The organism is Citrobacter sp. MGH106 (assembly GCF_001037495.1).
GTDB classification, from domain to species: Bacteria; Pseudomonadota; Gammaproteobacteria; order Enterobacterales; family Enterobacteriaceae; genus Citrobacter; species Citrobacter murliniae.
Genome location: NZ_KQ089822.1, coordinates 219,570 through 245,337, shown reverse-complemented (window position 1 = coordinate 245,337; position 25,768 = coordinate 219,570). Strand labels below are relative to the sequence as shown.

Sequence of the window (25,768 nt, the reverse complement as noted above, 5' to 3'; positions counted from 1 at the left end):
AACATATGCGTATTTTACTGATAGAAGATGACACGTTGATTGGCGATGGTCTTAAGACAGGTCTGAGTAAAATGGGTTTCAGTATCGACTGGTTTACTGAAGGTCGTCAGGGTAAAGAAGCGCTCTACAGCGCCCCTTATGATGCTGTGATCCTCGATCTGACGCTGCCGGGTATAGACGGGCGCGATATCCTGCGTGAATGGCGCGCAAAAGGGAAACAGGAGCCGGTACTTATTTTGACGGCCCGCGATGCGCTGGCAGAACGCGTTGAAGGCTTACGCCTGGGCGCGGATGATTATCTGTGCAAACCCTTTGCGCTAATCGAAGTTGCTGCCCGTCTGGAAGCTCTGGTGCGTCGCGCCAGCGGCCAGGCCAGTAGCGAACTGAGTCACGGACAGGTAACGCTTAATCCCGGCGCACTGACCGTCACGCTGACGGGGGAGCCGTTGTCGCTCAAACCAAAAGAGTTCGCGTTGCTGGAACTGCTCATGCGCAACAAAGGTCGGGTACTGCCGCGCAAACTTATTGAAGAGAAACTGTACAACTGGGACGAAAACGTCTCCAGCAATGCGGTTGAAGTACACGTCCATCATTTACGCCGTAAACTCGGCAGCGATTTTATCCGAACGGTGCATGGCATTGGCTACACCCTGGGTGACGCATGAAACTCACACAACGTCTCAGTCTGCGCGTCAGGCTCACACTTATTTTCCTTATCCTGGCCTCGATAACCTGGGCAATCTCCAGCTTTGTCGCCTGGAAACAGACAACGGATAACGTAGACGAACTGTTTGATACACAGCTGATGCTGTTCGCCAAACGGCTAAGTACGCTGGATATCAGCGACGTCACCGCCTCGCGTGATATGGCCCGCACGCCGAAGAAGCTGAAGCACGGTCATATTGATGACGACGCGTTGGCGTTTGCTATCTACTCCACCGACGGAAAAATGGTGCTGCACGATGGCGACAATGGCCAGGATATTCCCTACAGCTACCGCCGGGAAGGGTTTAGTGATGGTCAGCTCAATGGGGACAACGACCGATGGCGCTTTCTGTGGCTGAACTCTGCGGATGGTAAATATCGCATCGTGGTCGGTCAGGAGTGGGAATACCGGGAGGATATGGCACTGGCGATTGTTACCGCACAATTAACCCCGTGGCTTATTGCGCTCCCGCTGATGTTGCTTATTCTGGTGGTCATGCTCAGCCGTGAACTCAGGCCGTTAAAAAAACTAGCGCAGGCCCTGCGCTGGCGTTCCCCTGAATCGCAAGAACCTCTCGATCCTAAATGCGTGCCAAGCGAAGTGCGACCACTGGTCGAGTCCCTCAATCAGCTATTTACCCGCACACACTCTATGATGGTCCGCGAACGGCGTTTCACCTCCGACGCAGCCCATGAGCTACGCAGCCCATTAACCGCGTTGAAGGTGCAAACTGAAGTGGTGCAACTGTCAGATGATGACCCGCAAACGCGAGAAAAAGCGCTCCTGCAGCTTCACGCAGGCATTGAGCGCGCCACGCGTCTGGTTGATCAGCTGCTGACGCTTTCACGACTCGACTCCCTCGACAATCTGCAGGATGTAGCAGACATCCCACTGGAGGAGTTGTTGCAGTCCGCCGTTATGGACATTTACCACCCGGCTCAGCTGGCTCATATCGACGTGCGTTTGCAGATTAACGCACACAACGTTAAGCGTACCGGTCAGCCACTCTTACTCAGCCTGATGGTACGCAATCTGCTGGATAATGCGATTCGTTATAGTCCCCAGGGTAGCATTGTGGAAGTGACGCTCAATGCCCAATTTTTTAGCGTCAAAGATAACGGTCCAGGCGTGGCAGCGGAAGTCCTGGCGCACATTGGTGAGCGTTTCTATCGCCCGCCGGGACAAAGCGTTACTGGTAGCGGTCTGGGTCTGTCGATCGTCCGTCGTATTGCGACTTTACACGGGATGTCAGCCTCGTTTGGCAACGCTCCGGAAGGCGGGTTTGAAGCAAAAATCAGCTGGTAGCAACAATATTATTGCTAATAATGCAAAAGACTTTGCACATTTTGCTAATTTCACCGCGCCACTGGTGGAGGTAAAATCGCCTTCAAACGTATATTCTTGAGGACGAAAAATGAGCAACATTCTGATTATCAACGGTGCGAAAAAATTCGGCCATTCCAATGGTCAACTGAATGACACCCTGACCGAGGTCGCGGACGGCATCCTGCGCGACCTCGGGCATGATGTTAAAGTTGTACGCGCTGACAGCGATTATGACGTACAAACAGAAGTGCAGAACTTCGTCTGGGCAGATGCGGTTATCTGGCAAATGCCGGGCTGGTGGATGGGTGCTCCATGGACGGTGAAAAAATACATCGATGATGTTTTCACTGCAGGACACGGTACGCTGTATGCAAGCGATGGTCGCACACGTTCAGATGCTTCTAAAAAGTACGGTTCTGGTGGATTGATTCAGGGAAAAAAATACATGCTGTCCCTGACCTGGAACGCGCCAATGGAAGCTTTCACTGAAAAAGACCAGTTCTTCCATGGCGTTGGCGTTGATGGCGTGTATTTGCCGTTCCATAAAGCAAACCAGTTCCTGGGAATGGAATCGCTGCCGACGTTTATCACCAATGATGTGATCAAAATGCCGGATGTCCCGCGTTATATCGCAGAATATCGCAAGCATCTGACCGAGATTTTTGGTTAACTAGTTATTCAAAATTAGACCCAAATAATTCGAGTTGCAGCAAGGCGGTAAACGAGCGAGTCCCGATAAGCTTACTCAAGTATGTGATTTGGACGAGTAAACGCAGCTACAGCCTGAAGAATGCCGGTTATAGAAGGAGTTAACCATGCTTACAGTCATTGCAGAAATCCGCACACGTCCAGGTCAACATCACCGTCAGGCGGTACTGGACCAGTTTGCCAAAATCGTTCCGACCGTACTGAAGGAAGAGGGTTGCCACGGCTATGCACCGATGGTGGATCATGCCGCAGGTGTGAGTTTTCAGACTATGGCACCTGATTCCATCGTGATGATTGAACAGTGGGAAAGCATCGCGCATCTTGAAGCACATTTGCAAACCCCACATATGAAAGCCTACAGCGAAGCCGTAAAAGGCGATGTGCTGGACATGAATATTCGTATTCTGGAATCTGGTATTTAATTTTTCGTCATGGCCGCAAGGCCGGATGAGCACAGCGCCATCAGGCATTAGCATATTGCCGGATGGCGGCTTAAACCGCCTAATCCGGCCTACACAATGCCGCTCTACCCTTCGAGATCCGCCAGGTCGCCTTTTTCCTGCAACCAGTTGCGGCGGTCTTCAGAACGCTTCTTAGCCAGCAACATATCCATCATCGCGTTAGTACGCTGATCGTCCTCGTCATCAATGATAAGTTGCACCAGGCGACGGGTGTTCGGATCAAGCGTAGTTTCACGAAGCTGCATCGGGTTCATTTCACCCAGACCTTTAAAGCGCTGAACGTTCGGCTTGCCTTTCTTACGCTTCAACTGCTCCAGTACGCCTGCTTTCTCTTCTTCCGTCAGAGCGTAATAGACCTCTTTACCGAGATCGATACGGTATAATGGTGGCAACGCCACATAGACGTGTCCATGTTTGACCAGCGTGCGGAAATGCTTCACAAACAACGCGCAAAGCAGCGTCGCAATGTGCAGGCCATCGGAGTCCGCATCCGCCAGGATACAGATCTTGCCGTAGCGCAGCTGGCTCAGATCGTCGCTGTCCGGATCGATACCGATCGCCACCGAAATGTCATGTACTTCCTGGGATGCCAGCACTTCATCAGAAGAGACTTCCCAGGTGTTGAGGATCTTACCTTTCAGCGGCATGATCGCCTGGTATTCACGATCGCGCGCCTGCTTGGCCGATCCGCCTGCCGAGTCCCCTTCCACCAGAAACAGCTCTGTACGATTAAGATCCTGCGCGGTGCAGTCCGCCAGCTTACCCGGCAACGCCGGACCGCTGGTGAGCTTTTTACGCACCACTTTTTTCGCTGCGCGCAGGCGACGCTGGGCGCTGGAAATGGCCATTTCGGCCAGGAGTTCTGCTGACTGCACGTTCTGATTCAGCCACAGGCTGAAGGCATCTTTCACCACGCCAGAGACAAATGCCGCGCACTGACGCGAAGAAAGGCGTTCTTTAGTTTGGCCGGCGAACTGCGGGTCCTGCATTTTTACCGACAGCACGTAAGCACAACGGTCCCAGATATCTTCCGCCGACAGTTTCACGCCGCGCGGCAAAATATTGCGGTATTCACAGAATTCACGCATTGCATCCAGTAACCCCTGACGCAGGCCATTGACGTGCGTACCACCCTGCATGGTAGGGATCAGGTTGACGTAGCTTTCAGTCAGCAGCTCACCGCCTTCCGGTAGCCAGAGCAGCGCCCAGTCAACGGTCTCTGTTTCACCGCTAAAATTACCGATAAACGGTTTTTCTGGCAGCGTTGGTAAACCATTAACGGCTTCGCACAGGTAATCATTCAGACCGTCCTGGTAGCACCAGCGCTGCTCGCTGTTGTTGACCTCATCCTTAAACGTGATTTCAACGCCAGGGCACAGAACCGCTTTAGCTTTCAGCACATGCGTTAAGCGAGAAACAGAAAAACGAGGGCTGTCAAAGAAGCTTTCATCCGGCCAAAAGTGCACGCTGGTACCGGTATTGCGTTTACCGCAGGTACCGACCACCTGTAAATCCTGTACTTTGTCGCCGTTTTCAAACGCGATGTTGTAGACCTGCCCATCGCGGCGCACATTCACTTCCACACGCTTTGAAAGCGCGTTGACTACGGAAATACCGACCCCATGCAAACCGCCGGAAAACTGGTAGTTCTTATTGGAGAACTTACCGCCCGCATGCAGGCGGCACAGGATCAGTTCGACCGCCGGAACGCCTTCTTCAGGGTGAATATCCACCGGCATGCCGCGTCCGTCATCAATGACTTCCAGTGATTGATCGGCATGTAAAATCACGTCCACGCGTTTTGCGTGGCCCGCCAGTGCTTCATCCACACTGTTATCAATAACTTCCTGCCCAAGATGGTTAGGACGGGTCGTATCGGTGTACATCCCTGGGCGACGGCGTACCGGCTCAAGCCCAGTGAGTACCTCAATGGCATCAGCGTTATAAGTTTGCGTCATGGTTTAAATTAGCAATTCGAATTGATCGTCAGAAACTGTGCAGTCCAAGGAAATCGACAATCTGGTTGAAATAATCTTTGAAGCCCGTGAATGCGTGATTCCCGCCCTCAATAACTGTCTGACGGCAGGAGGCGTAATACGCCACCGCCTGGCGGTAGTCCAACACTTCATCGCCCGTTTGTTGTAGCAACCAGAGCAAATCCGGCGCTTCCAGCGGGTCAATCTGCATGACTTTAAGATCGTAAATATGGCGAGACTCTAGCACATATTGCTGCCCGGTGTAGGGGTTCTCGTTTTGGCCGAGGTAGTCAACCAGCAGTTCATAAGGCCGCACAGCGGGGTTCACCACCACTGCAGGCAGCATAAAACATTGCGACAGCCAGGTGGCGTAATAGCCCCCCAAAGAAGAACCGACAATCCCCAGCGACTCTCCGCCATGCTCAAGGATAATAGATTCCAGCATTTCTGCCGCCTGGGCAGGATACGGTGGCAGTTGCGGTACGATCATCTCAACGTGCGGATGATGCTCCGCCAGCCAGCTTTTCAGCAGGCATGCTTTCGCAGAGCGAGGCGAGCTATTAAATCCGTGTAGATAGAGGAGCGTAGACATCAATAACCTTCTGAAGCTGTATCAGGGTGGAACCGATTACCCTGCAGACGACAGACCTGGGTTTGCAGTGTACCGTCAGCAAAAAGTTCCAGCGTACGCCAGCCTGGGCTTATCGTATCTAACGTGAAATTGGAACAATGAGGCTTAAACTGCACGCAGGTCGACGGCGTAGCCAGCAGGCGGCGTCCGTTCCAGTCAAGGTCCAGTTCCTGATGAATATGCCCACAGAGCAGGTACTTTGCGCGCGGATAGTTCACCAGCACGTTGTCCAGTTCGGCAGCGTTACGCAGGCTGTGCTGATCGAGCCAACTGCATCCCGCAGGAAGTGGATGATGATGCAAAAGCAGCAAGGTATTACGCTCTGGCACATCAGCGAGTTTGCGCTCCAGCCATTCGAGCTGAAATTCGCTTAACTCACCATGTGGGACGCCGAAAACCTGGCTATCCAGCAACAAAATTTGCCACTGTTCGCCAATGAAGACGCGCTTGGCAGGGGAAATTCCTGCCTCCTGAAGGGCGCTGTACATTGCCGGCTGAAAATCATGATTGCCTGGCAACCAAACGCAGGGCGCACGAAAACTTGCGATGCCCTCAGCAAAGTGCTGATAAGCCGCAGCGGATTGATCCTGCGCCAAATCTCCAGTCGCCACGATCAGATCGTATTCAGGCGACTCAGCATGTATTGCATCCAGTACGGACTGATAGCTATCCCAGGTATTCACACCCAGCAGCGTTTCATGCTTTTCGGCAAACAGGTGAGTATCTGTAATTTGTAAGATCCTGACTCTGGCCTCACCAGCCAAAGGAAGGGTTAACAGGCTTTCCAAATGGTGTCCTTAGGTTTCACGACGCTAATAAACCGGAATCGCCATCGCTCCATGTGCTAAACAGTACCGTAACCAGTCGGCCAGAAACTGATTAATTTGATGCTTTTCGTCGCGTTGATGCAACTTTTTATTTGGATAATCATACCGCGCTTTGAAGCGAAAGATCTGCTGGCTTGAACACACTTCAGCCACCCTCGCATCATGATACAGGCGTACGGTCAGCGATGGCAGGCTCCAGTAAGTAACGGCTGGCGCCGTCTGTTCGATCGCAACAAGCGTAGTGTATCGGGTCGATTCAACAATCGTTAACCGATATTGTGCGTTTGCCACCTGATAGCTCACTGTTTCGCCGGCTGCGTCATTGCGCGGCAACAGGCGGCGCAATTGCGAAAAGTTGGTCTCGCACAGACGCATCATTTCAGGGAAGTCAGGTGTGTAACGCTTCATTTTTTCCACTCAGTTTTTAACTCTTGATAGTGCAGCTGTAACCATTGCAAAGCGATGACAGAGGCCGCGTTGTCGATTATCCCCTCTTCTACCCACTGGTAAGCCTGTTCCCGGCTAACCACATGAACACGAATATCTTCGTTTTCATCCGCCAGACCGTGGATCCCGCTTGCGGTCGTGGCGTCCACTTCACCTACCAAAATAGACAGGCGCTCACTGGTGCCACCAGGGCTTGCCAGATAGCTCAGAACGGGCTTCGTCCGCTTCACATCCAGTCCAGCTTCTTCCATTGCTTCACGGCGGGCAACATCCTCAACGGTCTCACCTTCTTCGATCATCCCAGCCACCATTTCCAGTAGCCACGGGCTTTCGCTGGTGTCATATGCCGCGATACGAATCTGCTCAACCAGTACAACTTCGTCCCGCTTAGGGTCAAAGGGTAGCAAGACTGCCGCATGTCCGCGCTCAAAAATTTCGCGCTTTACCTCTTCACTCATTCCGCCGTTAAACAGTCGATGGCGGAACCGATAAAGATCCAGTGAAAAAAAACCGCGGTATAGCGTTTCTCGTGCAATAATTTCTACATCATTTTTAGTGAAAGTCATTGGCAAGTTGTCTGGTTTACGCATCGTGCTGTCCTGATACCAATAGTGATTAAAATGTGAATTTCAAGGTCGTTTGACTGCTGTTTGAGCGCCCTTGTGTTAAATTGATGCAAATTAACGCCGTATGGCACGTAACGCCAACTTTTTGAAGTGGCGGATTCTGCTAGAATCAGCAATTATTTTTACAATTTGATCAGCGCTAAATACTGCTTCACAACAAGGAATGCAAATGAAGAAATTGCTCCCCATCCTTATCGGCCTGAGCCTGTCGGGGTTCAGTGCTTTGAGCCAGGCAGAAAACCTGATGCAGGTTTATCAGCAAGCACGCCTGAGCAACCCGGAATTACGTAAATCCGCCGCCGATCGCGATGCTGCATTCGAAAAAATTAACGAAGCGCGTAGTCCTTTACTGCCGCAACTGGGTTTAGGTGCCGATTACACCTACAGCAATGGCTACCGTGACGCAAACGGCGTTAACTCCAACGCCACCAGCGCGTCGTTGCAGTTGACTCAGTCTCTTTTCGATATGTCGAAATGGCGCGCCCTGACGCTGCAAGAAAAATCAGCAGGCATCCAGGACGTAACTTATCAGACCGATCAGCAAACGCTGATCCTGAACACTGCCACAGCCTATTTTAACGTATTGAACGCAATCGACGTGCTTTCTTACACCCAGGCACAGAAAGATGCCGTCTACCGTCAGTTAGATCAGACCACTCAGCGTTTTAATGTTGGTCTGGTCGCCATCACTGATGTGCAGAACGCCCGTTCACAATACGATACCGTACTGGCAAATGAAGTTACCGCACGTAACAATCTGGATAACGCAGTAGAACAACTGCGCCAGGTAACCGGTAACTACTATCCGGAACTGGCTTCGCTGAACGTTGATGGCTTTAAAACCAACAAACCGCAGGCGGTTAATGCCCTGCTGAAAGAAGCGGAAAACCGCAACCTGACCTTATTGCAGGCGCGTTTAAGCCAGGACCTGGCACGTGAACAAATTCGTCTTGCGCAGGACGGTCATTTACCGACCCTGGATTTAACCGCCTCTACCGGTGTTTCCGACACCTCTTACAGCGGTTCTAAAACCCGTGGTGCTACTGGTTCCCAGTACGACGATAGCAATATGGGCCAGAACAAAATCGGTCTGAGCTTCTCACTGCCGCTGTACCAGGGCGGGATGGTTAACTCTCAGGTGAAACAAGCGCAGTACAACTTTGTTGGCGCGAGTGAGCAGTTGGAGAGCGCACACCGTAGCGTGGTGCAGACCGTCCGTTCATCCTTCAACAACATCAATGCTTCTATCAGTAGCATTAATGCGTACAAACAAGCGGTTGTCTCTGCGCAAAGCTCTTTAGATGCGATGGAAGCAGGCTATTCCGTGGGTACACGTACTATCGTGGATGTGTTGGACGCAACCACCACGCTGTACAACGCTAAGCAACAGTTAGCTAATGCGCGTTATACCTATCTGATCAACCAGTTAAACATCAAGTCTGCGCTCGGTACGTTAAACGAGCAGGATCTGGTAGCGTTGAATAATACGTTGGGCAAACCGATTTCTACCGCGCCCGAAGCGGTTGCACCGGAAAACTCACAGCAAGACGCAGCTGCTGATGGCTATACCGCGAATAACGCGGCGCCAGCGGCCCAGCCGACTGCAGCACGTACAACCAGCAGCAGTAACGGCAACAACCCGTTCCGTAACTGATGCTGATGACGGGGCTTCGGCCCCGTCTGAACGTAAGGCAACGTAAAGATCCGCCCCTTCTTCCGCATTCTCGCCTCTTCCCGCTTCAATTTCGACCAGTCATCCACTATTCTGAGCAGTATTTACTACTGGGTCCTGGAAGACATAAATGAAACGGACAAAATCTATACATCACGCGTCATTCCGCAAAAGCTGGAGCGCACGCCATTTAACTCCTGTCGCTCTGGCAGTGACCGCTGTCTTTATGCTGGCGGGCTGTGAGAAGAGTGACGAAACAGTTTCGCTTTATCAAAACGCAGATGACTGCTCTGCAGCGAATCCGGGTAAAAGCGCCGAATGTACTACCGCATTCAACAACGCGCTGAAAGAAGCAGAACGTACCGCGCCTAAATACGCCACTCGCGAAGACTGTATCGCTGAATTTGGCGAAGGCCAGTGCCAGCAAGCACCTGCACAGGCAGGTATGGCACCGACCGGTGAAGGCCAGGCTCAGGCGCAGAACCAAAGCAGTGGCAGCTTCTGGATGCCGCTGATGGCGGGTTATATGATGGGTCGTATGATGGGCGGCGGAATGGGCGCTCAGCAGCCTCTCTTCAGCTCGAAAAACCCAGCCAGCCCGGCATACGGCAAATATACGGATGCAGGTGGTAAGAACTACGGCGCTGCACAGCCAGGCCGCACGATGACCGTACCGAAAACGGCAATGGCGCCAAAACCGGCAACCACATCAACCGTAACTCGCGGTGGTTTTGGTGAGTCTGTGGCAAAACAGAGCACCATGCAGCGTAGCGCAAGCGGTACCACCACACGTTCAATGGGTGGCTGATCTACATGGAAAGAATCAGTATTGTCGAGCGCCCGGACTGGCGCGATAAGGCCACCGAATACGGTTTCAACTTCCACACCATGTACGGCGAGCCATACTGGTGTGAAGACGCCTACTACAAGCTCACGCTTGCTCAGGTTGAAAAGCTGGAAGATGTCACTGCTGAGCTGCACCAAATGTGTCTCAAAGCGGTTGAAAAAGTCATTGCCAGTGATGAACTGATGACGAAGTTTCGCATTCCCAAGCATGTCTGGGGCTTTGTCCGCCAGTCCTGGCAGACCCAGCAACCATCGCTCTATTCGCGCCTTGATCTGGCGTGGGATGGCACTGGTGAACCCAAGCTGCTGGAAAACAACGCTGATACGCCAACGTCTCTGTACGAAGCCGCATTTTTCCAGTGGATCTGGCTGGAAGACCAGCTTAATGCAGGGAACCTGCCGGAAGGTAGCGATCAGTTCAACAGCCTGCAAGAAAAGCTGATTGAGCGCTTTACCGAGTTGCGCGAACAGTATGGTTTTCAGTTGCTGCACCTGACCTGCTGTCGCGATACCGTCGAAGATCGCGGGACTATTCAGTATCTGCAGGATTGCGCGGCCGAGGCGGAAATCGCGACCGAATTCCTCTATGTCGAAGATATTGGCCTTGGCGAAAAAGGTCAGTTCACAGACTTAGAGGATCAGGTTATTGCCAACCTGTTTAAGCTCTATCCGTGGGAGTTTATGCTGCGCGAGATGTTCTCCACCAAGCTGGAAGACGCTGGTGTTCGCTGGCTGGAACCGGCCTGGAAAAGCATTATCTCTAATAAAGCGCTATTGCCTCTGCTGTGGGAAATGTTCCCCAACCATCCGAACCTGTTGCCTGCGTATTTCGCCGAAGACGACTATCCGCAGATGGAAAAATTCGTCGTGAAGCCCATCTTCTCCCGTGAAGGTGCCAACGTATCCATCATTGAGAACGGTAAAACGATCGAAGCGGTAGAAGGTCCGTACGGTGAAGAAGGAATGATCGTACAACAGTTCCATCAGCTACCGAAGTTTGGCGACAGCTACATGTTGATCGGTAGTTGGCTGATTAACGATCAACCTGCCGGGATCGGCATTCGCGAAGATCGGGCATTGATCACTCAGGATCTCTCTCGCTTCTATCCGCATATCTTTGTCGAGTAATGTGCGTGTGCCGGGTGGCGATTTCGCCTGACCCGGCCTTCACTCAATTACTGCGGGTAAAAATCAGCCTACCTGCACCGACAGCATACTCAGGCTACCCATCTCAATACCGTCCACCGGGATCGTGACAGGTTCTTTGGCATCCCATGCACCTAAAACGTACAGCAGCGGCAGATAGTGATCCGGCGTCGGGTTCGACAGCGAACCGCCTTCATGGTCGAGATAGTTGATCAGTGGATGCTGCTCAACAGGTCCCTGCCAGGTCAGGTTTGCCTTCACATAATCATTAAATGAGGTCGCCCATGGGTATGGCGTATTCTCGCCGTGCCAACGTGCTGTCCGCAGGTTATGCACCACGTTACCGCTGGCAATCAGCATGATGCCCTCATCACGCAGCGCCGCCAGTTTGCGTCCTGTTTCAAAATGCCAGGCAGCAGGCTTAGTGCTGTCGATGCTTAGCTGTACCATCGGAATATCTGCATTCGGGTACATCTTGATCAACACACCCCATGAGCCGTGGTCGAAACCCCAGGCTTCTTTGTCTAACGTAACCGGTACGGGTGAAAGCAAATCCACCAGATGTTGCGCCAGTTCGGGTGAACCGGGAGCCGGATAATGGGTGTCATACAATGCCTGTGGAAACCCACCAAAATCGTGAATCGTTTTTGGTGCTTCCATGGCGGTCACGCCAGTCCCACGAGTGAACCAGTGCGCCGATACCACAACGATGGCTTTTGGACGCGGCAACGTTTCCCCCAGTTGCTGCCAGGCACGGGTATAAACGTTATCTTCCAGAACATTCATCGGGCTGCCATGACCCAAAAACAATGCTGGCATACGAGTTGAAGACATGATGATATCCTTACTGAGGGAGTCATTTTGATATCACCACAATACGCTTTTTCGGTTGATGAAGAACTCAGATAACCATGATGAAGATCATCAGTTATTTTGACGTTCTGGCCGGATAGCAGATTGATAAGGAGTTGGATTTGTCGATGTCAGTACCTTTACTTCTGACTTTGCTGGCGGGGGCTGCCACCTTTATTGGCGCGTTTCTTGGCGTTCTGGGACAAAAACCCTCTAATCGCGTCCTCGCCTTTTCTCTGGGTTTTGCCGCAGGTATTATGCTGCTTATCTCCCTGATGGAAATGCTGCCCGCCGCGCTGGCCGCTGAAGGGATGTCGCCAGTACTCGGCTACGGGATGTTTATTGTTGGTTTGCTGGGCTATTTTGGTCTGGATCGCCTTCTGCCACACGCACATCCTCAGGATCTGGTGCAAAAAACAAAACTGCCTTTACCCAGCTCCATAAAACGTACCGCAATTTTATTAACTCTTGGCATTAGTCTGCACAACTTCCCGGAAGGGATTGCTACTTTTGTTACCGCCAGCAGCAATCTCGAACTGGGTTTTGGCATCGCCCTGGCTGTTGCATTACATAATATTCCTGAAGGTCTAGCCGTTGCCGGACCAGTCTATGCCGCAACCGGCTCCAAACGCACAGCGATATTCTGGGCAGGGATCTCAGGTATGGCGGAAATACTGGGTGGGGTACTGGCGTGGTTAATTCTGGGTAGTCTGATTTCACCGGTTGTGATGGCAGCAATTATGGCCGCTGTAGCCGGTATTATGGTCGCGTTATCAGTAGATGAATTGATGCCGCTGGCTAAAGAAATCGACCCCAATAATAATCCGAGCTATGGCGTGCTCTGTGGAATGTCAGTAATGGGGCTGAGCCTGGTGATCCTGCAATCAATGGGCATCGGGTAATACAGATGGCGGATGTTACGCTGTAGTTCAGCCCATCCGCCTCAACTACAGCAGAAATTATTCCTGATCCCTGACCGTGCTGCCATCTTCGCCCGTGCGACGAAAGAGCTTGTTACGTGCCTCCAGTAATGCATCTCTGTCTTGTCGAAACGCTTTGCAATAACGCTTCATATGGCAATAATAACCAACAGCAACGAGTGCAATTAATACAATCCAATACCAGGCAATAAACATTCTTTTACCCTTAAAATTTAACATCATTAAACATTTAACGTTAAAATTTCACATAACCTTATTTTGACCTACCCCTATAGTGGCATAATGCAGAAACAAATATATGATTTCGATCATATAAACCAGTAGACAAGGTCAATCACAGAACATGTATTAAAAAGAAAACAATGTCGAAACGATCACACTCCATAATAATATTTATTGTTCTGAAAATATCACTCACTTACTATCAAAAGTATTAAAGACACCGAATATTGATAATTTATACATTTCAAAAAACAAATAAATTATAAAACTATGCTCTCCCCTATATTTTAATCAAGTCATACATCACTACAAACATAATATATTCATCGTCATTATATTTACAGGTAATATAAGGAGATATATCCATGTTTAAGCAATACCGTAAAAAACTACTGGTCGGTACTATTGCCCTGGCATGCGGATTAACCTCAGCAAATTCTTTTGCTGCAGGTTTTAAACCGGCACAACCAGCAGGAAATCTGGGCGCGGTAATTGTTGACCCTTATGGAAATGCACCGCTAACCGCATTGGTTGAATTAGACAGCCATGTCATTTCAGATGTCAAAGTAACCGTACACGGCAAAGGTGAAAAAGGAGTTCCCATTACCTATAACGTAGGCAAAGAATCGTTAATCACTTATGATGGCGTACCTATTTTTGGCCTTTATCAAAAGTTCGCCAATAATGTTACCGTTGAATATAAAGAAAATGGTAAACCGATGAAAGATGATTATGTAGTGCAAACTTCTGCCATCGTTAATCATTATATGGATAACCGTTCTATATCCGATCTGCAACAAACCAAGGTTATTAAAGTCGCACCAGGTTTTGAAGATCGCCTTTATCTTGTAAATACCCACACCTTTACTTCCCAGGGATCAGATATTCACTGGCATGGCGAAAAAGATAAAAATGCCGGCATTCTTGATGCAGGACCTGCCGGAGGCGCACTTCCCTTCGACATCGCTCCGTTTACCTTCGTCGTTGACACAGAAGGTGAGTACCGCTGGTGGTTGGATCAAGAGACGTTCTATGACGGGCATGATGTTAATATCAATAAACGTGGTTACCTGATGGGGATTCGTGAAACGCCTCGCGGAACGTTCACAGCTGTACAGGGGCAACACTGGTACGAATTCGATATGATGGGGCAGATTCTGGAAGATCATAAACTGCCACGCGGCTTCCTTGACGCTACGCATGAGTCTATCGAAACGGTTAAGGGCACGGTATTACTGCGCGTAGGAAAACGCAATTACCGTAAAGAAGATGGAGTACATGTACATACCATCCGTGACCAAATCCTCGAAGTCGACAGATCCGGCCGCGTTGTTGACGTATGGGACCTGACAAAAATTCTCGACCCGCTACGCGATGCGTTACTGGGAGCACTGGACGCAGGTGCGGTATGCGTGAATGTCGACCTCGCTCATGCCGGTCAACAAGCAAAACTGGAGCCAGATACCCCTTACGGCGATGCTCTGGGTGTGGGGGCTGGCCGTAACTGGGCGCATGTCAACTCTATCGCCTACGACGCCAAGGATGACTCGATTATTCTTTCCTCTCGCCACCAGGGCGTCGTCAAAATTGGTCGTGATAAGCAGGTTAAGTGGATCCTCGCACCATCTAAAGGCTGGAATACAAAGCTGGCGAGCAAGCTGTTAAAACCGGTAGATGCGAAAGGTAATGCACTGAAGTGTGACGAAAATGGCAAGTGCGAAAACACCGATTTCGATTTTACCTATACCCAACATACCGCCTGGCTATCCAGTAAAGGAACATTAACCATCTTTGATAATGGTGATGGCCGAGGGCTTGAGCAACCAGCATTACCAACCATGAAGTACTCCCGTTTCGTCGAATATAAAATTGACGAGAAAAAAGGAACCGTCCAACAAATCTGGGAATACGGTAAAGAGCGTGGTTATGATTTCTATAGTCCCATAACTTCCGTTATCGAATATCAAAAAGACCGTGACACAATGTTTGGATTCGGCGGTTCTATTAATTTATTTGATGTTGGCAAACCGACAATCGGCAAGATCAATGAAATTGACTACAAAACAAAAGAAGTCAAAGTTGAAATTGATGTCCTTTCAGATAAACCCAACCAGACCCACTACCGGGCATTACCGATTCGTCCACAACACATATTTAAATAAAATCGTTGTATTAAGGATAAACTATGTCAGCTAAATGGATTACTTCATTATTTAAAAGCATGGTGTTAACTGCAGCGCTTGTCGCGCCTTTTACGGCATCCGCTTTTACCGAAGGCACCGATTATATGGTTCTGGAAAAACCTATTCCTAATGCCGATAAAACATTATTCAAAGTATTTAGTTACGCCTGTCCGTTCTGCTACAAATACGATAAAGCCGTCACCGGCCCTGTATCAGATAAGGTTGCAGATCTCGTCACCTTTACGCCGTTCCATCTGGAAACTAAAGGTGAATATGGCAAACAAGCCAGCGAAGTGTTTGCCGTGATGATATCCAAAGATAAAGCAGCAGGTATTTCATTATTTGATGCGAAGTCACAGTTCAAAAAAGCGAAATTTGCTTACTACGCAGCTTATCATGACAAAAAAGAACGCTGGTCAGATGGCAAAGATCCAGCATCATTCATCAAAACAGGTCTGGATGCTGCAGGTATGAGCCAGGCAGACTTTGAAAGCACATTAAAAGAACCTGCCGTTCAGGAAACACTAGAGAAATGGAAAGCGGCCTATGATGTTGCCAAAATTCAGGGCGTTCCGGCTTACGTCGTCAATGGTAAATACCTGATCTACACCAAGAGCATCAAATCCATTGATTCTATGGCTGAACTTGTCAGGGAACTGGCAGCGAAATAAACAGGGATAAGGCTATGGCTTTCATAAAGGGATTGTGGCGGAATTTACGTACTACGCCGGTTGATACTCTGGTGAGATGGCAGGAACACCGCTTTCTGTGGTTGTTTATGGCACTCGCAATGGGTGGGTTAATTATACTGGCGCACTCTTTCTTCCAGATCTATCTCTACATGGCACCCTGCGAGCAGTGTGTTTACATTCGCTTTGCCATGTTCGTGATGGTTTTTGGTGGGTTGATTGCGGCAGTAAACCCGAGAAATATCATTCTGAAGCTCATTGGCTGTATCGCGGCGTTTTACGGCAGCATCATGGGTGTTAAGTTCTCGATCAAGCTTAATAGCATTCATCATGCAGTACATAACCCAGACCCGGATTCACTGTTTGGTGTGCAGGGATGTTCCACCGATCCGACATTCCCTTTCAATTTGCCACTGGCAAACTGGGCACCAGAATGGTTTAAACCCACTGGAGATTGCGGGTATGACGCGCCTGTCGTTCCTGATGGAGTAACGCTTAGTAGCACACAGCAATGGTTTATCGATCTCTACCAGCAATCCGAAGGCTGGTATTTGATCCCGCCATGGCAATTTATGAATATGGCGCAATCCTGTTTGCTGGCCTTTGGTTTATGTTTAGCGTTTTTACTGGTGATGAGTTGTGCGTGGATACTCAAGCTGATCAGCACAAAATAGCCTGGCCGCAGTAACAAAAAACCGAAGTCAGAAAACTGACTTCGGTTTTTTTATGCATCGCCACGACAGGCATGGCCAAAAACTCAGCTGGCTTTACGCTCGTGCGCCTGACGGTAAGCCACTAAATCTTCGATAGTGACAACTGCCATATTGTGCTTGCCTGCAAATTCGATGCACTCTGGCGCACGCGCCATGGTGCCATCATCATTGGTCAATTCACACAACACACCAGCCGGTTTAAAACCTGCCAGCGTCATCAGATCAATGGTGGCTTCAGTATGACCACCACGCGTTAACACACCGCCTGCCTGAGCGCGCAGCGGGAAAACGTGTCCCGGACGGTTCAGATCAGAAGGTTTCGCACCATCCTTAATCGCAGCGCGAACCGTGGTGACACGGTCAGCAGCGGAAACACCGGTAGTTACGCCTTCTGCAGCTTCGATAGTCACAGTAAAACCAGTACCGTAAGCACTGGTGTTATTTTCCACCATCATAGGCAGATCGAGCTGTTTACGGCGGTCTTCAGTGATGCACAGGCAGACAATACCACTGCCGTGACGGATGGTCAGCGCCATCTGTTCAACGGTCATGGTTTCTGCCGGGAAAATCATATCGCCTTCGTTTTCACGGTCTTCATCGTCAAGCACCATTACACCGCGTCCTTCACGCAGCGCAGACAGCGCATGTTCAACACGTTCGAAAGGCGTACCAAAAGAGGAAAGTAGCGTCTGATTCATGGTAAAAAAACCTCACTAAAATTATGGTTACCAGAATCAGGGCAGTCTTAGGAGTACCGTTTAAGCGGCAAAAAAATAACGTGAGCGGGTCCATGCCCGGCTGGATCGTTACTCTCTCCCATCCGGACTCTAACCGTCGGCCCCGGAATTACACCGGATCTGCTGACCTTTGAGTTTGCACTCAAAGCGCTCGCGGGCTTTCAACATCAGTTGATTTACCGCCGGTGGGGAATTTCGCCCCGCCCTGAGAATAAGCGGGTTAACTATAACGCTATTGATTACTGTCATCAACGCCTTTACTCGACTTAGCTTCACACAATTCTGGTTTATGCCTGTGCCATATCGCACTACAATAGGCAGCAACACGTACCAGTTCAGGGAAACCACCATGATTGACCCGAAAAAAATTGAGCAGATTGCTCGTCAGGTTCACGAGTCGATGCCGAAAGGGATCCGCGAGTTTGGGGAAGACGTCGAGAAGAAAATCCGCCAAACACTGCAGTCACAGCTGACGCGTCTGGATCTGGTTAGCCGCGAAGAATTTGACGTACAAACCCAGGTTTTACTGCGCACCCGTGAAAAGCTGGCGCTGCTTGAGCAACGTCTTACTGAGCTGGAAGCACGTGAAAAACCGGCCGAAGTTCAGCCTGCTCCGGCGATCCCGCCAGTCGATCCACAAGAGTAAAAATGGCAACGGGCCGCAAGGCCCGTTGATCTGTTAGTGTTCCAGCTCTAATTTCTTCGCCTCTCTGGCCTGCTGGCAATAAAGTGCGTAGCGTTTGCAAAACCAGCTGCGATGTTCCTCATCCATGTTTCCAGTCACTGCCTGGATATCAACAGCGTGGCCCTCAGCCTGCATCCTGGCAAAACTCCGGGCCAGGAAATCAAAATTGTTCAGTGAATACATATTGCTGTTCATGAGCATACCCTCCAGTTATTGAATATCTGTTAAGGCTATATGCTTTTTCTGATCTCAGTATTTACCTATATGCGAAGCTGTTCTGTGCATTAAGTGCGCACATTAAAGGCCTTGCTTCACACTTTTCTACAAAATCTGTGAGGGGATAATCGTTGAACCAATGAAGTCCAACGACGGCATTAAGATCACGAACAGTTCTCCAGGAAAATCTCTGTTTTGCGTAACCGATCCAGCAATAGAAAAGTGAGACGAGGAAGCCCTTGCGCCGCATAGACGCACACCAACAATCGCCTTGTCAGCAAGGGGCTGCAACGAGAAAGCCCCTCTCGAAGAAGGGGCTTTAATAGGGAAAGGGTTATGATGAAACGAGTCATCATACTGGGTGCTGTTACTGATAAGTTTCCAGGCTCATTAACAGTCAATCAGAGGGGGAAAAATCCCCTCTCACCCTTATTCCTGCACTCTGGGTTGAAAAAACAGCAGCGTCAACAGGAGGAAGCGCACCGCAACGAAAAGTTCGGTGCATTTCCGGCATTCATCACTTATCGCTGTCTTTCTGGATCTTTTTGATAATATTTGTTGTTGAGCAACCGTCTTCGAAGTTCAGCACCAGAACTTCACCACCGTTAGCCCACACCTCTTCACTGCCCGCAATCTCGTCTGGCTTATAATCACCGCCTTTCACCAGCAGATCCGGCAGAATGCCAGCAATCAGGCGTTGCGGAGTATCTTCTTCAAAAGAGACCACCCAGTCGACGGATTCCAGCGCACCCAGCACGATCATTCGCTGTTCGAGCGGGTTGACCGGACGGGTTTCGCCTTTCAGACGTTTGGTGGAAGCATCGCTGTTCACCGCAACGATCAGACGATCGCCAAGCTTACGCGCATTCGCCAGATAAGAGACATGGCCTGCGTGCAGGATGTCAAACACACCGTTGGTCATCACCACTTTCTCACCACGCTTACGGGCGCTGGCTACGGCTTGTTTCAATTCTGTTTCACTCATCACGCCAAAACCGGTCTCCGCCCGACCACGCACGGCGTTTTCCAGCTCAATCGGTGAAACGGTTGATGTCCCAAGCTTACCAACGACAACACCCGCTGCGGCATTAGCAAAATAGCATGCTTCCTCCAGCGTGTTACCTGCTGCAAGCGTTGCCGCCAGCACGCCGATAACCGTATCCCCCGCACCGGTAACGTCATACACTTCCTGTGCCTGGGTTGGCATATGCAGCGGTGCTTTACCCGGCTGCAACAAGGTCATGCCCTGCTCAGAGCGCGTTATCAGCAGTGCGGAAAGGTCGAAATCAGCAATCACCTTCATACCACGTTCAACGAGGTCGTCTTCGCTTTTGCACTTACCGGCAACAGCTTCAAACTCAGACAGGTTCGGCGTCAGCAGAGTCGCACCACGATAGCGCTCAAAATCAGTGCCTTTCGGATCAATAAGCACCGGAACGCCAGCATTACGCGCCAGTGCAATCATCTGCTGTACGCTAGCCAGAGCGCCTTTGGCGTAATCAGAAAGTACCAGAGCACCAATTGAACCCAGAGCCTGGTTAATACGTTCATGCAGCGGCTGCGGATCCACACCTTCAAAGCCTTCCTCAAAGTCCAGGCGAATCAGCTGTTGGTTGCGGGAAAGTACGCGTAGTTTAGTGATTGTCGGATGCGTCGGCACGGAAACAAAGTCACATTTCACGTTCACATCAGCCAGCGTTTTACTCAGCGCACGAGCCGCATCATCAATACCGGTCAGCCCAACCAGACGAGAATTCGCTCCCAGAGAGGCAATGTTCATCGCCACGTTTGCCGCGCCGCCTGGACGTTCTTCAATGGTATCCACTTTGACCACCGGCACCGGCGCTTCTGGCGAAATACGGCTGGTAGGCCCGTACCAGTAGCGATCCAGCATCACATCACCGACAACCATGACTCCTGCACGTTCAAACTCTGGCAGCGTTACTTTCATTCCTGTCTCCTGAGAGATTCTCTGAGGGTCTTAAAATTTGCGCGCGATAATAGCACACTTCACTCAGCAACCAGCCACTTCTGCCAGCTACTCCGCACCAGTGAGCGCTCTGCACTAAAGCACTCCGGCGCGACATGTCCCGGAAGCTCCTGCAGAGCAAGGTGGTGAAGCTCATCACGCAACGTCGTGTAGGCGCGGGTAAGCGCCAGTGCTTCCTGCTCATTCATAATGTCGTTCTGCGCCAGTAATTCCAGAATGCGCACATTATCCGACCAGCGCGTCAACTTCGGTTTTTCATGGGCATAGCGCAACACCAGATATTGCGTAATAAACTCAATATCGGTGATCCCACCTTCATCGGCTTTGATATCAAAACGATCGCGATGTTTATTGCCCAAATGTGCACGCATTTTCTCACGCATTTCGCGCACGTCAGTCTGTAAAGTTTTCCCGTCGCGAGCGAGTGTCATGATATCGCGGCGCACCGCGTCAAACTGAGAGGTCAATTGCGGGTCGCCATAAACCACACGAGCGCGTACCAGTGCCTGATGCTCCCACGTCCAGGCTTCGTTGCGCTGATAATCGGCGAAGGCTTCGGTGGATGTTACCAGCATTCCTGCAGCACCGGATGGGCGCAGCCGAGCATCCACTTCATACAAAATGCCGGAAGAAGTACGGGTGCTAAAAAGATGCATAATGCGCTGCGACAAACGCAGATAAAACTGCCGACCGTCAATCTCACGTTCACCGTCAGTCATCACATCCATCGGGCAATCATGCAGGAAGATCAAATCCAGATCGGAGCTGTAACCCAGCTCCCAGCCACCCAGCTTGCCATAACCGACAACGGCAAAACCACGACCATCGCGATCGCCAAGATGGGTTGGTTGCCCATAACGGGCGACCATTTGCATCCAGGCCTGCTGCACCACGGCATCAATAATGGCTTCCGCCAGCCAGGTCAGATGGTCACTCACTTTCATCACCGGTAGCGTACCAGCGATATCAGCCGCTGCGATACGCAGCAGTTGCGTTTGCTTAAACTGACGCAGCGCTTCCAGTTGCTGTTCTTCATCATCTTCCGGCACACGCAGTAAATACTGGCGTAACTCGTCACGATAAGCGTCGGTTGCGGTTGGTTGGTACAAGGTATTAGGGTCAAGCAGCTCGTCAAGCAGCAACGGATACCGCGCCAGCTGGCTGGCCACCATCGGCGAGGCGGCACATAACGAAATCAAATGCTTCAGCGCGCCAGGGAATTCACTCAGCAGCTCCAGATAGGTGGTGCGGGTGACAATGCCCACCAGTAGCGGGGTAATACGCGACAACGGTACGGAAGCATCATCGCGGGAACAGACATCGCTCAGCAGGTGCGGCATCAAATGATCCAACACCTGTCGCCCCCGTGGGCCAATCGTACGTTTATCCAGCTCTTTGCGAAAATCCGCAATAAGAGCCAGCACGCGGCGACGATCGTCATCCGCCAGATGCGTCAGCACTGGTGTGGTGTCATCTTCCTGCAACGCGTCCTGCCAAAGTTCACGCCACTGTTCCGACAGCGACTCTTCCTGTGTATCAGTTTCATCATCGCCAATTAATTCGTTAAATACCCGACGCACGTTGCCCATATGTATTGCCAACGTATCGGTTAACTGCTGCCAGTCATCCGCCCCCATACCCCATGCCAGGCGGGCCCTATTTAGCTCATCACCCGGCAGCGTCTGGGTCTGTTCGTCATTGATGCTCTGCAGCAGATTTTCCAGACGACGTAAAAAGAGATAGGCGGTTCGCAGGTGTTCCGCATCATTATCAGACAGCAGATGCAGTGCATTGATCGCACTAAGCGTAGGGAGTAACGAGCGGGATTGCAGCGAGGGTTCGCGCCCGCCGCGAATGAGCTGGAATACCTGAACGATAAATTCGATTTCACGAATGCCGCCCGCCCCCAGCTTTATGTTGTCCTTCAGGCCGCGCCGGCGGACTTCACGGGCAATCATCCCTTTCATGTTACGCAGAGATTGAATCACGCTGAAATCGATGTAGCGACGGAAAACAAAAGGCCGCAGCATAGCGCGAAGCTCGCTGACGTAGGTGCCGTCAGCATCCCCCATAATACGCGCTTTAACCATCGCGTAACGTTCCCAGTCACGCCCCTGCTCCTGGTAGTAATCTTCCAACGCAGAGAAACTCAGTACCAGCGGACCACTGTCGCCAAACGGACGTAAACGCATGTCCACCCGATAGACAAAACCATCCATCGTTGGTTGATCCAACACTTTGATGAGGCGCTGTCCCATGCGGGTGAAAAACTGCGCGTTATCCAGTTCACGCCGCCCGCCCTGCGTAGATCCATGTTCCGGCCAGGCAAAAATCAGGTCGATATCAGAGGAAAAATTCAGCTCGCCCCCGCCCAGTTTCCCCATGCCTAAAATCAGCAGCGGTTGCGCAACGCCGTCCGAATTACAGGGTGTTCCCCATTCTCGACAGCAGGCGTCATACAGCCAGTCACGCGCTGCGATAATCAACGTCTCCGCCAGATGACTTAACTGTTGCAAAATACTCTCTTCAGCCACCAGCGACAGCGTCTGTGCCCAGGCAATACGCACCATGATGCGACGACGGAACAGTCGAAGCTCGCGCATTAACGCCGTTTCATCGTGTACGTCTGACAGCGCGCGCTGTAACCAGGCGGCATAGTGCTGCCATTCATCAGCCTGGACTGGCGCGCTTTCCAGCTCCTTTAGCCACTCAGGATGAGCAATAATGCTATCGCGGACAAAATCGCTGAATGTAAGTACTGACTTCGCCTGAATACTCAGCGATGCCTCAGGAAGTGCTGTTGGCAGACGCTCAACAACGGTCGGCCAGTACTGCTGTAATGGTGAAGAGAGCTGCTTCATTTAAGGCTTATCCTTTCAATGATGCCGGATGGCTATGTTTCGCCTTATCCGGACTACATGATACATGCACCTATCGCGTAGGCCGAATAAGTAGAGCGCCATCAGGCATCCCTGCTTCGGCTCTGATTAACGTTTTCCGCTATGCAGCCAGAACGGTTCCTGAGAGATCGCTTCATTGCGGAAGTGTTCAATTTCAATATGTTGACGGGTTTTGATGGCATGAAGTAAACCCTGCCAGTTGGCAATCCATTCCGACGCGACATGTTCGTCGTAGTATCCCGCCAGCATCAGAACGCTATCAATGTTGCGGCTCAGACGCGGGATCTGATCGGTATATTGATCGCCCAACGGCTGACCAAAAACAGTTTTCAATTCAGCCGCATGACGTGAAAGATGGGTATCGGAAAAACGCTTGAAGGAATCGGCAATTTTGCCCTGCGCCTTAGCATCCAGAAACGGTTGCCACGCTTTGGTCACTAACCATTCGGTAAGCGCCAGTTTTGCCATCGCCGTTTGCGTACTATACACCGCTGAAACAGCAGAAACTTCCGAGGCAATGGTCGCTTCCGACTGGGTCAGTAAATCACGTAAGTGAGCGCTCGCTTTACGCGGAACATTACCGCCAAACAGCATCAGGATGTGACGAACCAACCCCATAGCCGCCAGCACCTCGGCTTTCGCCCCTTTGACACCGCGAACCCACAACTCTTCATGGTACTGCCATTGTGACAGCGCCAGCTCCAGCGCAGCTTCCAACCCTTGTTCAATGCTCGCCTTCGCAGGCACTTTCAGAATGCTCGTGGGTTTGAGTTCGCGTGGCGCATTTCCTTGAGCCAAATGATAACCGCGTGCCGCCTTACTCAGGCTGCCCTGGCGTAAACCCGTTTGCGAAACCAGTTGGTTCGCCAGCTTCAGCACTGCACGGGTATCGCCGCTTAAGAGCTCAAGTTCCAGCTCACAGATAGGCTCAGCGAACTCTCCCGCCTTCACGTCCCCAAGGTCAAGGGCGATTTCAATCTGGCTACCGTCAACATCAAGACGCCATTTCTCACGGTAAAAATCGGTGCTAAACAGCGGTTGTACCTGGGAAGCGAGATCGGCTGGCAGCTCGCCATTGGGCCAGACTTCCACAGGAAACTGTGCGAGATCCAGCACTGGCTCACTCAGCGCAATGTTATATTCCGGTCGCTGATGCAGGCCGCCCGTCAATCTTCCGGCAATTTTCATGGTCATTTCATAACAACCATTCTCACCGCGAATACGCAGCCCCATATCGTGAGCACGCAGCCACGCATCCGGCGTTTCGTAATAAATATTCAGTAACTGGCTGGGCGCATGGTGCTCTCCCCCCAGCGTATTCAGATGTTCACGTAGCGCATCTACGGCATCACTATTGACGATAAACTTTAATTCGATTTCCTGGGCCATGATCTTGTACTTATGGGTTATGTCACAGTTGAGAAGACAGACTGCGAACTAAGTGCTTTCTTAATTGTCAGTAGATAGTATTTTGCGCCAAATTGCCATGCAACGGACAATTTGACGGGCGTAAAAGTTTCGAGTGGTGGCAAAAAGGACACAGATGATTCCGATTGATGTCTAATGCTTTGCGTAGAGACACTGTTGCCACTACTATCGTTCCACTTTCTATGACAACAACGACAGCCTGATGCCAAAATTACGCCTGATTGGATTAACTTTACTCGCACTTAGCGCCACTGCCGTCTCCCATGCCGAAGAAAAGCGCTATGTTTCTGACGAACTGAACACCTGGGTCCGCAGTGGTCCAGGAGATAACTATCGCCTCGTGGGTACGGTTAACGCCGGCGAGGAAGTTACGCTATTACAGACCGACGCCAGCACCAACTACGCGCAGGTCAAAGACAGTACCGGGCGTACCGCCTGGATCCCACTGAAAGAGCTGAACAGTACGCCAAGCCTGCGCACCCGCGTCCCGGACTTAGAAAATCAGGTTAAAGTTCTGACCGATAAGCTCACTAATATCGATACCACCTGGAATCAGCGCACCGCCGATATGCAGCAAAAAGTGGCGCAAAGCGACAGCGTGATCGATGGATTGAAAGCAGAAAACCAGAAGCTGAAGAACGAGCTTATTGTGGCACAAAAGAAAGTCAGCGCAGCCAACCTTCAGCTTGATGACAAGCAGCGTACCATCATCATGCAGTGGTTTATGTATGGCGGCGGCGTGCTAGGACTCGGTCTGCTGCTCGGTCTGGTGCTGCCACATATGATCCCAACACGTAAACGCAAAGATCGCTGGATGAACTGAATCGCCTTCTCTGCCAC

The 25,768-nt window shown here is 50.9% G+C and carries 26 protein-coding genes and 1 riboswitch; of the genes, 14 read left to right on the top strand and 12 right to left on the bottom strand.

The genetic code is table 11. From position 1 onward, the window contains the following. The first annotated feature begins 5 nt into the window (after nucleotides 1–5). From qseB to SK36_RS01155, 4 genes are all read left to right on the top strand, one after another. Nucleotides 6–665 carry a quorum sensing response regulator transcription factor QseB gene (gene qseB, locus SK36_RS01170; RefSeq protein ID WP_045447595.1) on the top strand — a complete coding sequence of 220 codons (660 nt, stop codon included), beginning with the start codon at nucleotides 6–8 and terminating at the stop codon, nucleotides 663–665. Further along, entirely contained in the window at nucleotides 662–2,011 is a 1,350-nt protein-coding gene (qseC, locus tag SK36_RS01165; RefSeq protein WP_048220540.1) for a quorum sensing histidine kinase QseC, read from the top strand. The genes qseB and qseC overlap by 4 nt, the downstream gene beginning before the upstream one ends. Nucleotides 2,012–2,120: 109 nt before the next feature. Next, on the top strand, nucleotides 2,121–2,702 hold the full coding sequence (locus tag SK36_RS01160; RefSeq protein WP_045447601.1) for an NAD(P)H-dependent oxidoreductase: 582 nt from the start codon (nucleotides 2,121–2,123) through the stop codon (nucleotides 2,700–2,702). A gap of 145 nt (nucleotides 2,703–2,847) precedes the next feature. Beyond that, complete coding sequence (locus tag SK36_RS01155) at nucleotides 2,848–3,162, top strand: putative quinol monooxygenase (RefSeq protein ID WP_048220539.1); 315 nt, start codon at nucleotides 2,848–2,850, stop codon at nucleotides 3,160–3,162. A 104-nt stretch (nucleotides 3,163–3,266) separates the two neighbouring features. On the opposite strand, the gene parE is transcribed toward SK36_RS01155, so the two are convergent. The 5 genes from parE to nudF are packed head-to-tail and all read right to left on the bottom strand — an operon-like array spanning nucleotide 3,267 to nucleotide 7,672. After that, nucleotides 3,267–5,159 carry a DNA topoisomerase IV subunit B gene (gene parE, locus SK36_RS01150; RefSeq protein ID WP_045447608.1) on the bottom strand — a complete coding sequence of 631 codons (1,893 nt, stop codon included), beginning with the start codon at nucleotides 5,157–5,159 and terminating at the stop codon, nucleotides 3,267–3,269. Nucleotides 5,160–5,187: 28 nt separating this feature from the next. Then, nucleotides 5,188–5,769: an esterase YqiA gene (gene yqiA / locus SK36_RS01145; RefSeq protein ID WP_048220538.1), complete on the bottom strand. Its 582-nt coding sequence runs from the start codon at nucleotides 5,767–5,769 to the stop codon at nucleotides 5,188–5,190. Then, nucleotides 5,769–6,596, bottom strand: a complete 828-nt coding sequence (cpdA, locus tag SK36_RS01140; protein ID WP_045447614.1) for a 3',5'-cyclic-AMP phosphodiesterase — start codon at nucleotides 6,594–6,596, stop codon at nucleotides 5,769–5,771. Before cpdA ends, yqiA begins: the two co-directional genes overlap by 1 nt. Before the next feature lie 24 nt (nucleotides 6,597–6,620). After that, the gene (locus tag SK36_RS01135) at nucleotides 6,621–7,043 is read right to left on the bottom strand and encodes a DUF1249 family protein (RefSeq protein ID WP_005123087.1); all 423 of its coding nucleotides are present in this window, start codon (nucleotides 7,041–7,043) and stop codon (nucleotides 6,621–6,623) included. Then, nucleotides 7,040–7,672 (bottom strand): ADP-ribose diphosphatase, encoded by a 633-nt coding sequence (nudF, locus tag SK36_RS01130; RefSeq protein ID WP_045447621.1) that lies wholly within the window; start codon nucleotides 7,670–7,672, stop codon nucleotides 7,040–7,042. The genes SK36_RS01135 and nudF overlap by 4 nt, the downstream gene beginning before the upstream one ends. 205 nt (nucleotides 7,673–7,877) lie before the next feature. Between nudF and tolC the strand changes: the two genes are divergently transcribed. The 3 genes from tolC (at nucleotide 7,878) to SK36_RS01115 (ending at nucleotide 11,354) form a co-directional block, all read left to right on the top strand. Next, entirely contained in the window at nucleotides 7,878–9,362 is a 1,485-nt protein-coding gene (gene tolC, locus SK36_RS01125; protein WP_045447624.1) for an outer membrane channel protein TolC, read from the top strand. A gap of 148 nt (nucleotides 9,363–9,510) precedes the next feature. After that, nucleotides 9,511–10,188, top strand: a complete 678-nt coding sequence (locus SK36_RS01120) for a DUF1190 family protein (RefSeq protein WP_045447627.1) — start codon at nucleotides 9,511–9,513, stop codon at nucleotides 10,186–10,188. 5 nt (nucleotides 10,189–10,193) lie between these two features. After that, complete coding sequence (locus SK36_RS01115) at nucleotides 10,194–11,354, top strand: glutathionylspermidine synthase family protein (protein ID WP_048220537.1); 1,161 nt, start codon at nucleotides 10,194–10,196, stop codon at nucleotides 11,352–11,354. Between the two features lie 63 nt (nucleotides 11,355–11,417). On the opposite strand, the gene ygiD is transcribed toward SK36_RS01115, so the two are convergent. Then, nucleotides 11,418–12,206, bottom strand: coding sequence for a 4,5-DOPA-extradiol-dioxygenase (gene ygiD / locus SK36_RS01110; protein ID WP_045447633.1), 789 nt, complete (start codon nucleotides 12,204–12,206; stop codon nucleotides 11,418–11,420). Between the two features lie 146 nt (nucleotides 12,207–12,352). Here ygiD and zupT point away from each other — a divergent pair, with 146 nt between their 5' ends. Further along, on the top strand, nucleotides 12,353–13,126 hold the full coding sequence (gene zupT / locus SK36_RS01105) for a zinc transporter ZupT (RefSeq protein ID WP_045447636.1): 774 nt from the start codon (nucleotides 12,353–12,355) through the stop codon (nucleotides 13,124–13,126). 57 nt (nucleotides 13,127–13,183) lie between these two features. Here the strand turns inward: zupT and SK36_RS23180 are convergent, their stop codons facing one another. Beyond that, nucleotides 13,184–13,360 (bottom strand): hypothetical protein, encoded by a 177-nt coding sequence (locus SK36_RS23180; RefSeq protein ID WP_071829036.1) that lies wholly within the window; start codon nucleotides 13,358–13,360, stop codon nucleotides 13,184–13,186. 392 nt (nucleotides 13,361–13,752) lie between these two features. Between SK36_RS23180 and SK36_RS01100 the strand changes: the two genes are divergently transcribed. The 3 genes from SK36_RS01100 to dsbI are packed head-to-tail and all read left to right on the top strand — an operon-like array spanning nucleotide 13,753 to nucleotide 16,933. Next, the gene (locus SK36_RS01100) at nucleotides 13,753–15,549 is read left to right on the top strand and encodes an aryl-sulfate sulfotransferase (protein ID WP_048220536.1); all 1,797 of its coding nucleotides are present in this window, start codon (nucleotides 13,753–13,755) and stop codon (nucleotides 15,547–15,549) included. 23 nt (nucleotides 15,550–15,572) lie between these two features. Further along, nucleotides 15,573–16,241, top strand: a complete 669-nt coding sequence (locus SK36_RS01095) for a thiol:disulfide interchange protein DsbA/DsbL (protein ID WP_048220535.1) — start codon at nucleotides 15,573–15,575, stop codon at nucleotides 16,239–16,241. Nucleotides 16,242–16,255: 14 nt separating this feature from the next. Continuing rightward, entirely contained in the window at nucleotides 16,256–16,933 is a 678-nt protein-coding gene (gene dsbI / locus SK36_RS01090; RefSeq protein ID WP_048220534.1) for a protein-disulfide oxidoreductase DsbI, read from the top strand. A gap of 83 nt (nucleotides 16,934–17,016) precedes the next feature. Here the strand turns inward: dsbI and ribB are convergent, their stop codons facing one another. Then, complete coding sequence (gene ribB / locus SK36_RS01085) at nucleotides 17,017–17,670, bottom strand: 3,4-dihydroxy-2-butanone-4-phosphate synthase (protein ID WP_003828424.1); 654 nt, start codon at nucleotides 17,668–17,670, stop codon at nucleotides 17,017–17,019. Between the two features lie 106 nt (nucleotides 17,671–17,776). Beyond that, nucleotides 17,777–17,926, bottom strand: a riboswitch (FMN riboswitch). 132 nt (nucleotides 17,927–18,058) lie between these two features. On the opposite strand from ribB, the gene ubiK reads away from it, so the two are divergent. After that, a complete protein-coding gene (gene ubiK, locus SK36_RS01075) occupies nucleotides 18,059–18,355 on the top strand; it encodes a ubiquinone biosynthesis accessory factor UbiK (protein ID WP_048220533.1) in 297 nt (98 codons plus the stop codon). Between the two features lie 33 nt (nucleotides 18,356–18,388). Here the strand turns inward: ubiK and glgS are convergent, their stop codons facing one another. Then, the gene (glgS, locus tag SK36_RS01070) at nucleotides 18,389–18,595 is read right to left on the bottom strand and encodes a cell surface composition regulator GlgS (protein ID WP_136345237.1); all 207 of its coding nucleotides are present in this window, start codon (nucleotides 18,593–18,595) and stop codon (nucleotides 18,389–18,391) included. 351 nt (nucleotides 18,596–18,946) lie between these two features. Between glgS and SK36_RS24525 the strand changes: the two genes are divergently transcribed. Then, nucleotides 18,947–19,159 carry a hypothetical protein gene (locus SK36_RS24525; protein ID WP_136345236.1) on the top strand — a complete coding sequence of 71 codons (213 nt, stop codon included), beginning with the start codon at nucleotides 18,947–18,949 and terminating at the stop codon, nucleotides 19,157–19,159. On the opposite strand, the gene hldE is transcribed toward SK36_RS24525, so the two are convergent. The 3 genes from hldE to SK36_RS01055 all read right to left on the bottom strand — a co-directional run bounded on the left by hldE (nucleotide 19,128) and on the right by SK36_RS01055 (nucleotide 24,889). Next, nucleotides 19,128–20,561 carry a bifunctional D-glycero-beta-D-manno-heptose-7-phosphate kinase/D-glycero-beta-D-manno-heptose 1-phosphate adenylyltransferase HldE gene (gene hldE / locus SK36_RS01065; protein WP_045447661.1) on the bottom strand — a complete coding sequence of 478 codons (1,434 nt, stop codon included), beginning with the start codon at nucleotides 20,559–20,561 and terminating at the stop codon, nucleotides 19,128–19,130. The two genes, SK36_RS24525 and hldE, sit on opposite strands and share 32 nt — an antisense overlap. A 59-nt stretch (nucleotides 20,562–20,620) precedes the next feature. After that, a complete protein-coding gene (glnE, locus tag SK36_RS01060) occupies nucleotides 20,621–23,461 on the bottom strand; it encodes a bifunctional [glutamate--ammonia ligase]-adenylyl-L-tyrosine phosphorylase/[glutamate--ammonia-ligase] adenylyltransferase (protein ID WP_048220532.1) in 2,841 nt (946 codons plus the stop codon). Between the two features lie 126 nt (nucleotides 23,462–23,587). Then, complete coding sequence (locus tag SK36_RS01055; RefSeq protein ID WP_048220531.1) at nucleotides 23,588–24,889, bottom strand: CYTH domain-containing protein; 1,302 nt, start codon at nucleotides 24,887–24,889, stop codon at nucleotides 23,588–23,590. 241 nt (nucleotides 24,890–25,130) lie between these two features. Here SK36_RS01055 and SK36_RS01050 point away from each other — a divergent pair, with 241 nt between their 5' ends. Then, nucleotides 25,131–25,751, top strand: a complete 621-nt coding sequence (locus SK36_RS01050) for a TIGR04211 family SH3 domain-containing protein (protein ID WP_045447669.1) — start codon at nucleotides 25,131–25,133, stop codon at nucleotides 25,749–25,751. The last annotated feature ends 17 nt before the right edge of the window (nucleotides 25,752–25,768 follow it).

What these genes read in the sequence shown, in the direction of transcription:
- qseB (WP_045447595.1), top strand. Translation starts at nt 6, where the DNA reads ATGCGTATTTTACTGATAGAAGATGACACGTTGATTGGCGATGGTCTT.
- qseC (WP_048220540.1), top strand. Translation starts at nt 662, where the DNA reads ATGAAACTCACACAACGTCTCAGTCTGCGCGTCAGGCTCACACTTATT.
- SK36_RS01160 (WP_045447601.1), top strand. Translation starts at nt 2,121, where the DNA reads ATGAGCAACATTCTGATTATCAACGGTGCGAAAAAATTCGGCCATTCC.
- SK36_RS01155 (WP_048220539.1), top strand. Translation starts at nt 2,848, where the DNA reads ATGCTTACAGTCATTGCAGAAATCCGCACACGTCCAGGTCAACATCAC.
- parE (WP_045447608.1), bottom strand. Translation starts at nt 5,159, where the DNA reads ATGACGCAAACTTATAACGCTGATGCCATTGAGGTACTCACTGGGCTT.
- yqiA (WP_048220538.1), bottom strand. Translation starts at nt 5,769, where the DNA reads ATGTCTACGCTCCTCTATCTACACGGATTTAATAGCTCGCCTCGCTCT.
- SK36_RS01135 (WP_005123087.1), bottom strand. Translation starts at nt 7,043, where the DNA reads ATGAAGCGTTACACACCTGACTTCCCTGAAATGATGCGTCTGTGCGAG.
- nudF (WP_045447621.1), bottom strand. Translation starts at nt 7,672, where the DNA reads ATGCGTAAACCAGACAACTTGCCAATGACTTTCACTAAAAATGATGTA.
- tolC (WP_045447624.1), top strand. Translation starts at nt 7,878, where the DNA reads ATGAAGAAATTGCTCCCCATCCTTATCGGCCTGAGCCTGTCGGGGTTC.
- SK36_RS01120 (WP_045447627.1), top strand. Translation starts at nt 9,511, where the DNA reads ATGAAACGGACAAAATCTATACATCACGCGTCATTCCGCAAAAGCTGG.
- SK36_RS01115 (WP_048220537.1), top strand. Translation starts at nt 10,194, where the DNA reads ATGGAAAGAATCAGTATTGTCGAGCGCCCGGACTGGCGCGATAAGGCC.
- ygiD (WP_045447633.1), bottom strand. Translation starts at nt 12,206, where the DNA reads ATGTCTTCAACTCGTATGCCAGCATTGTTTTTGGGTCATGGCAGCCCG.
- zupT (WP_045447636.1), top strand. Translation starts at nt 12,353, where the DNA reads ATGTCAGTACCTTTACTTCTGACTTTGCTGGCGGGGGCTGCCACCTTT.
- SK36_RS23180 (WP_071829036.1), bottom strand. Translation starts at nt 13,360, where the DNA reads ATGTTTATTGCCTGGTATTGGATTGTATTAATTGCACTCGTTGCTGTT.
- SK36_RS01100 (WP_048220536.1), top strand. Translation starts at nt 13,753, where the DNA reads ATGTTTAAGCAATACCGTAAAAAACTACTGGTCGGTACTATTGCCCTG.
- SK36_RS01095 (WP_048220535.1), top strand. Translation starts at nt 15,573, where the DNA reads ATGTCAGCTAAATGGATTACTTCATTATTTAAAAGCATGGTGTTAACT.
- dsbI (WP_048220534.1), top strand. Translation starts at nt 16,256, where the DNA reads ATGGCTTTCATAAAGGGATTGTGGCGGAATTTACGTACTACGCCGGTT.
- ribB (WP_003828424.1), bottom strand. Translation starts at nt 17,670, where the DNA reads ATGAATCAGACGCTACTTTCCTCTTTTGGTACGCCTTTCGAACGTGTT.
- ubiK (WP_048220533.1), top strand. Translation starts at nt 18,059, where the DNA reads ATGATTGACCCGAAAAAAATTGAGCAGATTGCTCGTCAGGTTCACGAG.
- glgS (WP_136345237.1), bottom strand. Translation starts at nt 18,595, where the DNA reads ATGCTCATGAACAGCAATATGTATTCACTGAACAATTTTGATTTCCTG.
- SK36_RS24525 (WP_136345236.1), top strand. Translation starts at nt 18,947, where the DNA reads ATGATGAAACGAGTCATCATACTGGGTGCTGTTACTGATAAGTTTCCA.
- hldE (WP_045447661.1), bottom strand. Translation starts at nt 20,561, where the DNA reads ATGAAAGTAACGCTGCCAGAGTTTGAACGTGCAGGAGTCATGGTTGTC.
- glnE (WP_048220532.1), bottom strand. Translation starts at nt 23,461, where the DNA reads ATGAAGCAGCTCTCTTCACCATTACAGCAGTACTGGCCGACCGTTGTT.
- SK36_RS01055 (WP_048220531.1), bottom strand. Translation starts at nt 24,889, where the DNA reads ATGGCCCAGGAAATCGAATTAAAGTTTATCGTCAATAGTGATGCCGTA.
- SK36_RS01050 (WP_045447669.1), top strand. Translation starts at nt 25,131, where the DNA reads ATGCCAAAATTACGCCTGATTGGATTAACTTTACTCGCACTTAGCGCC.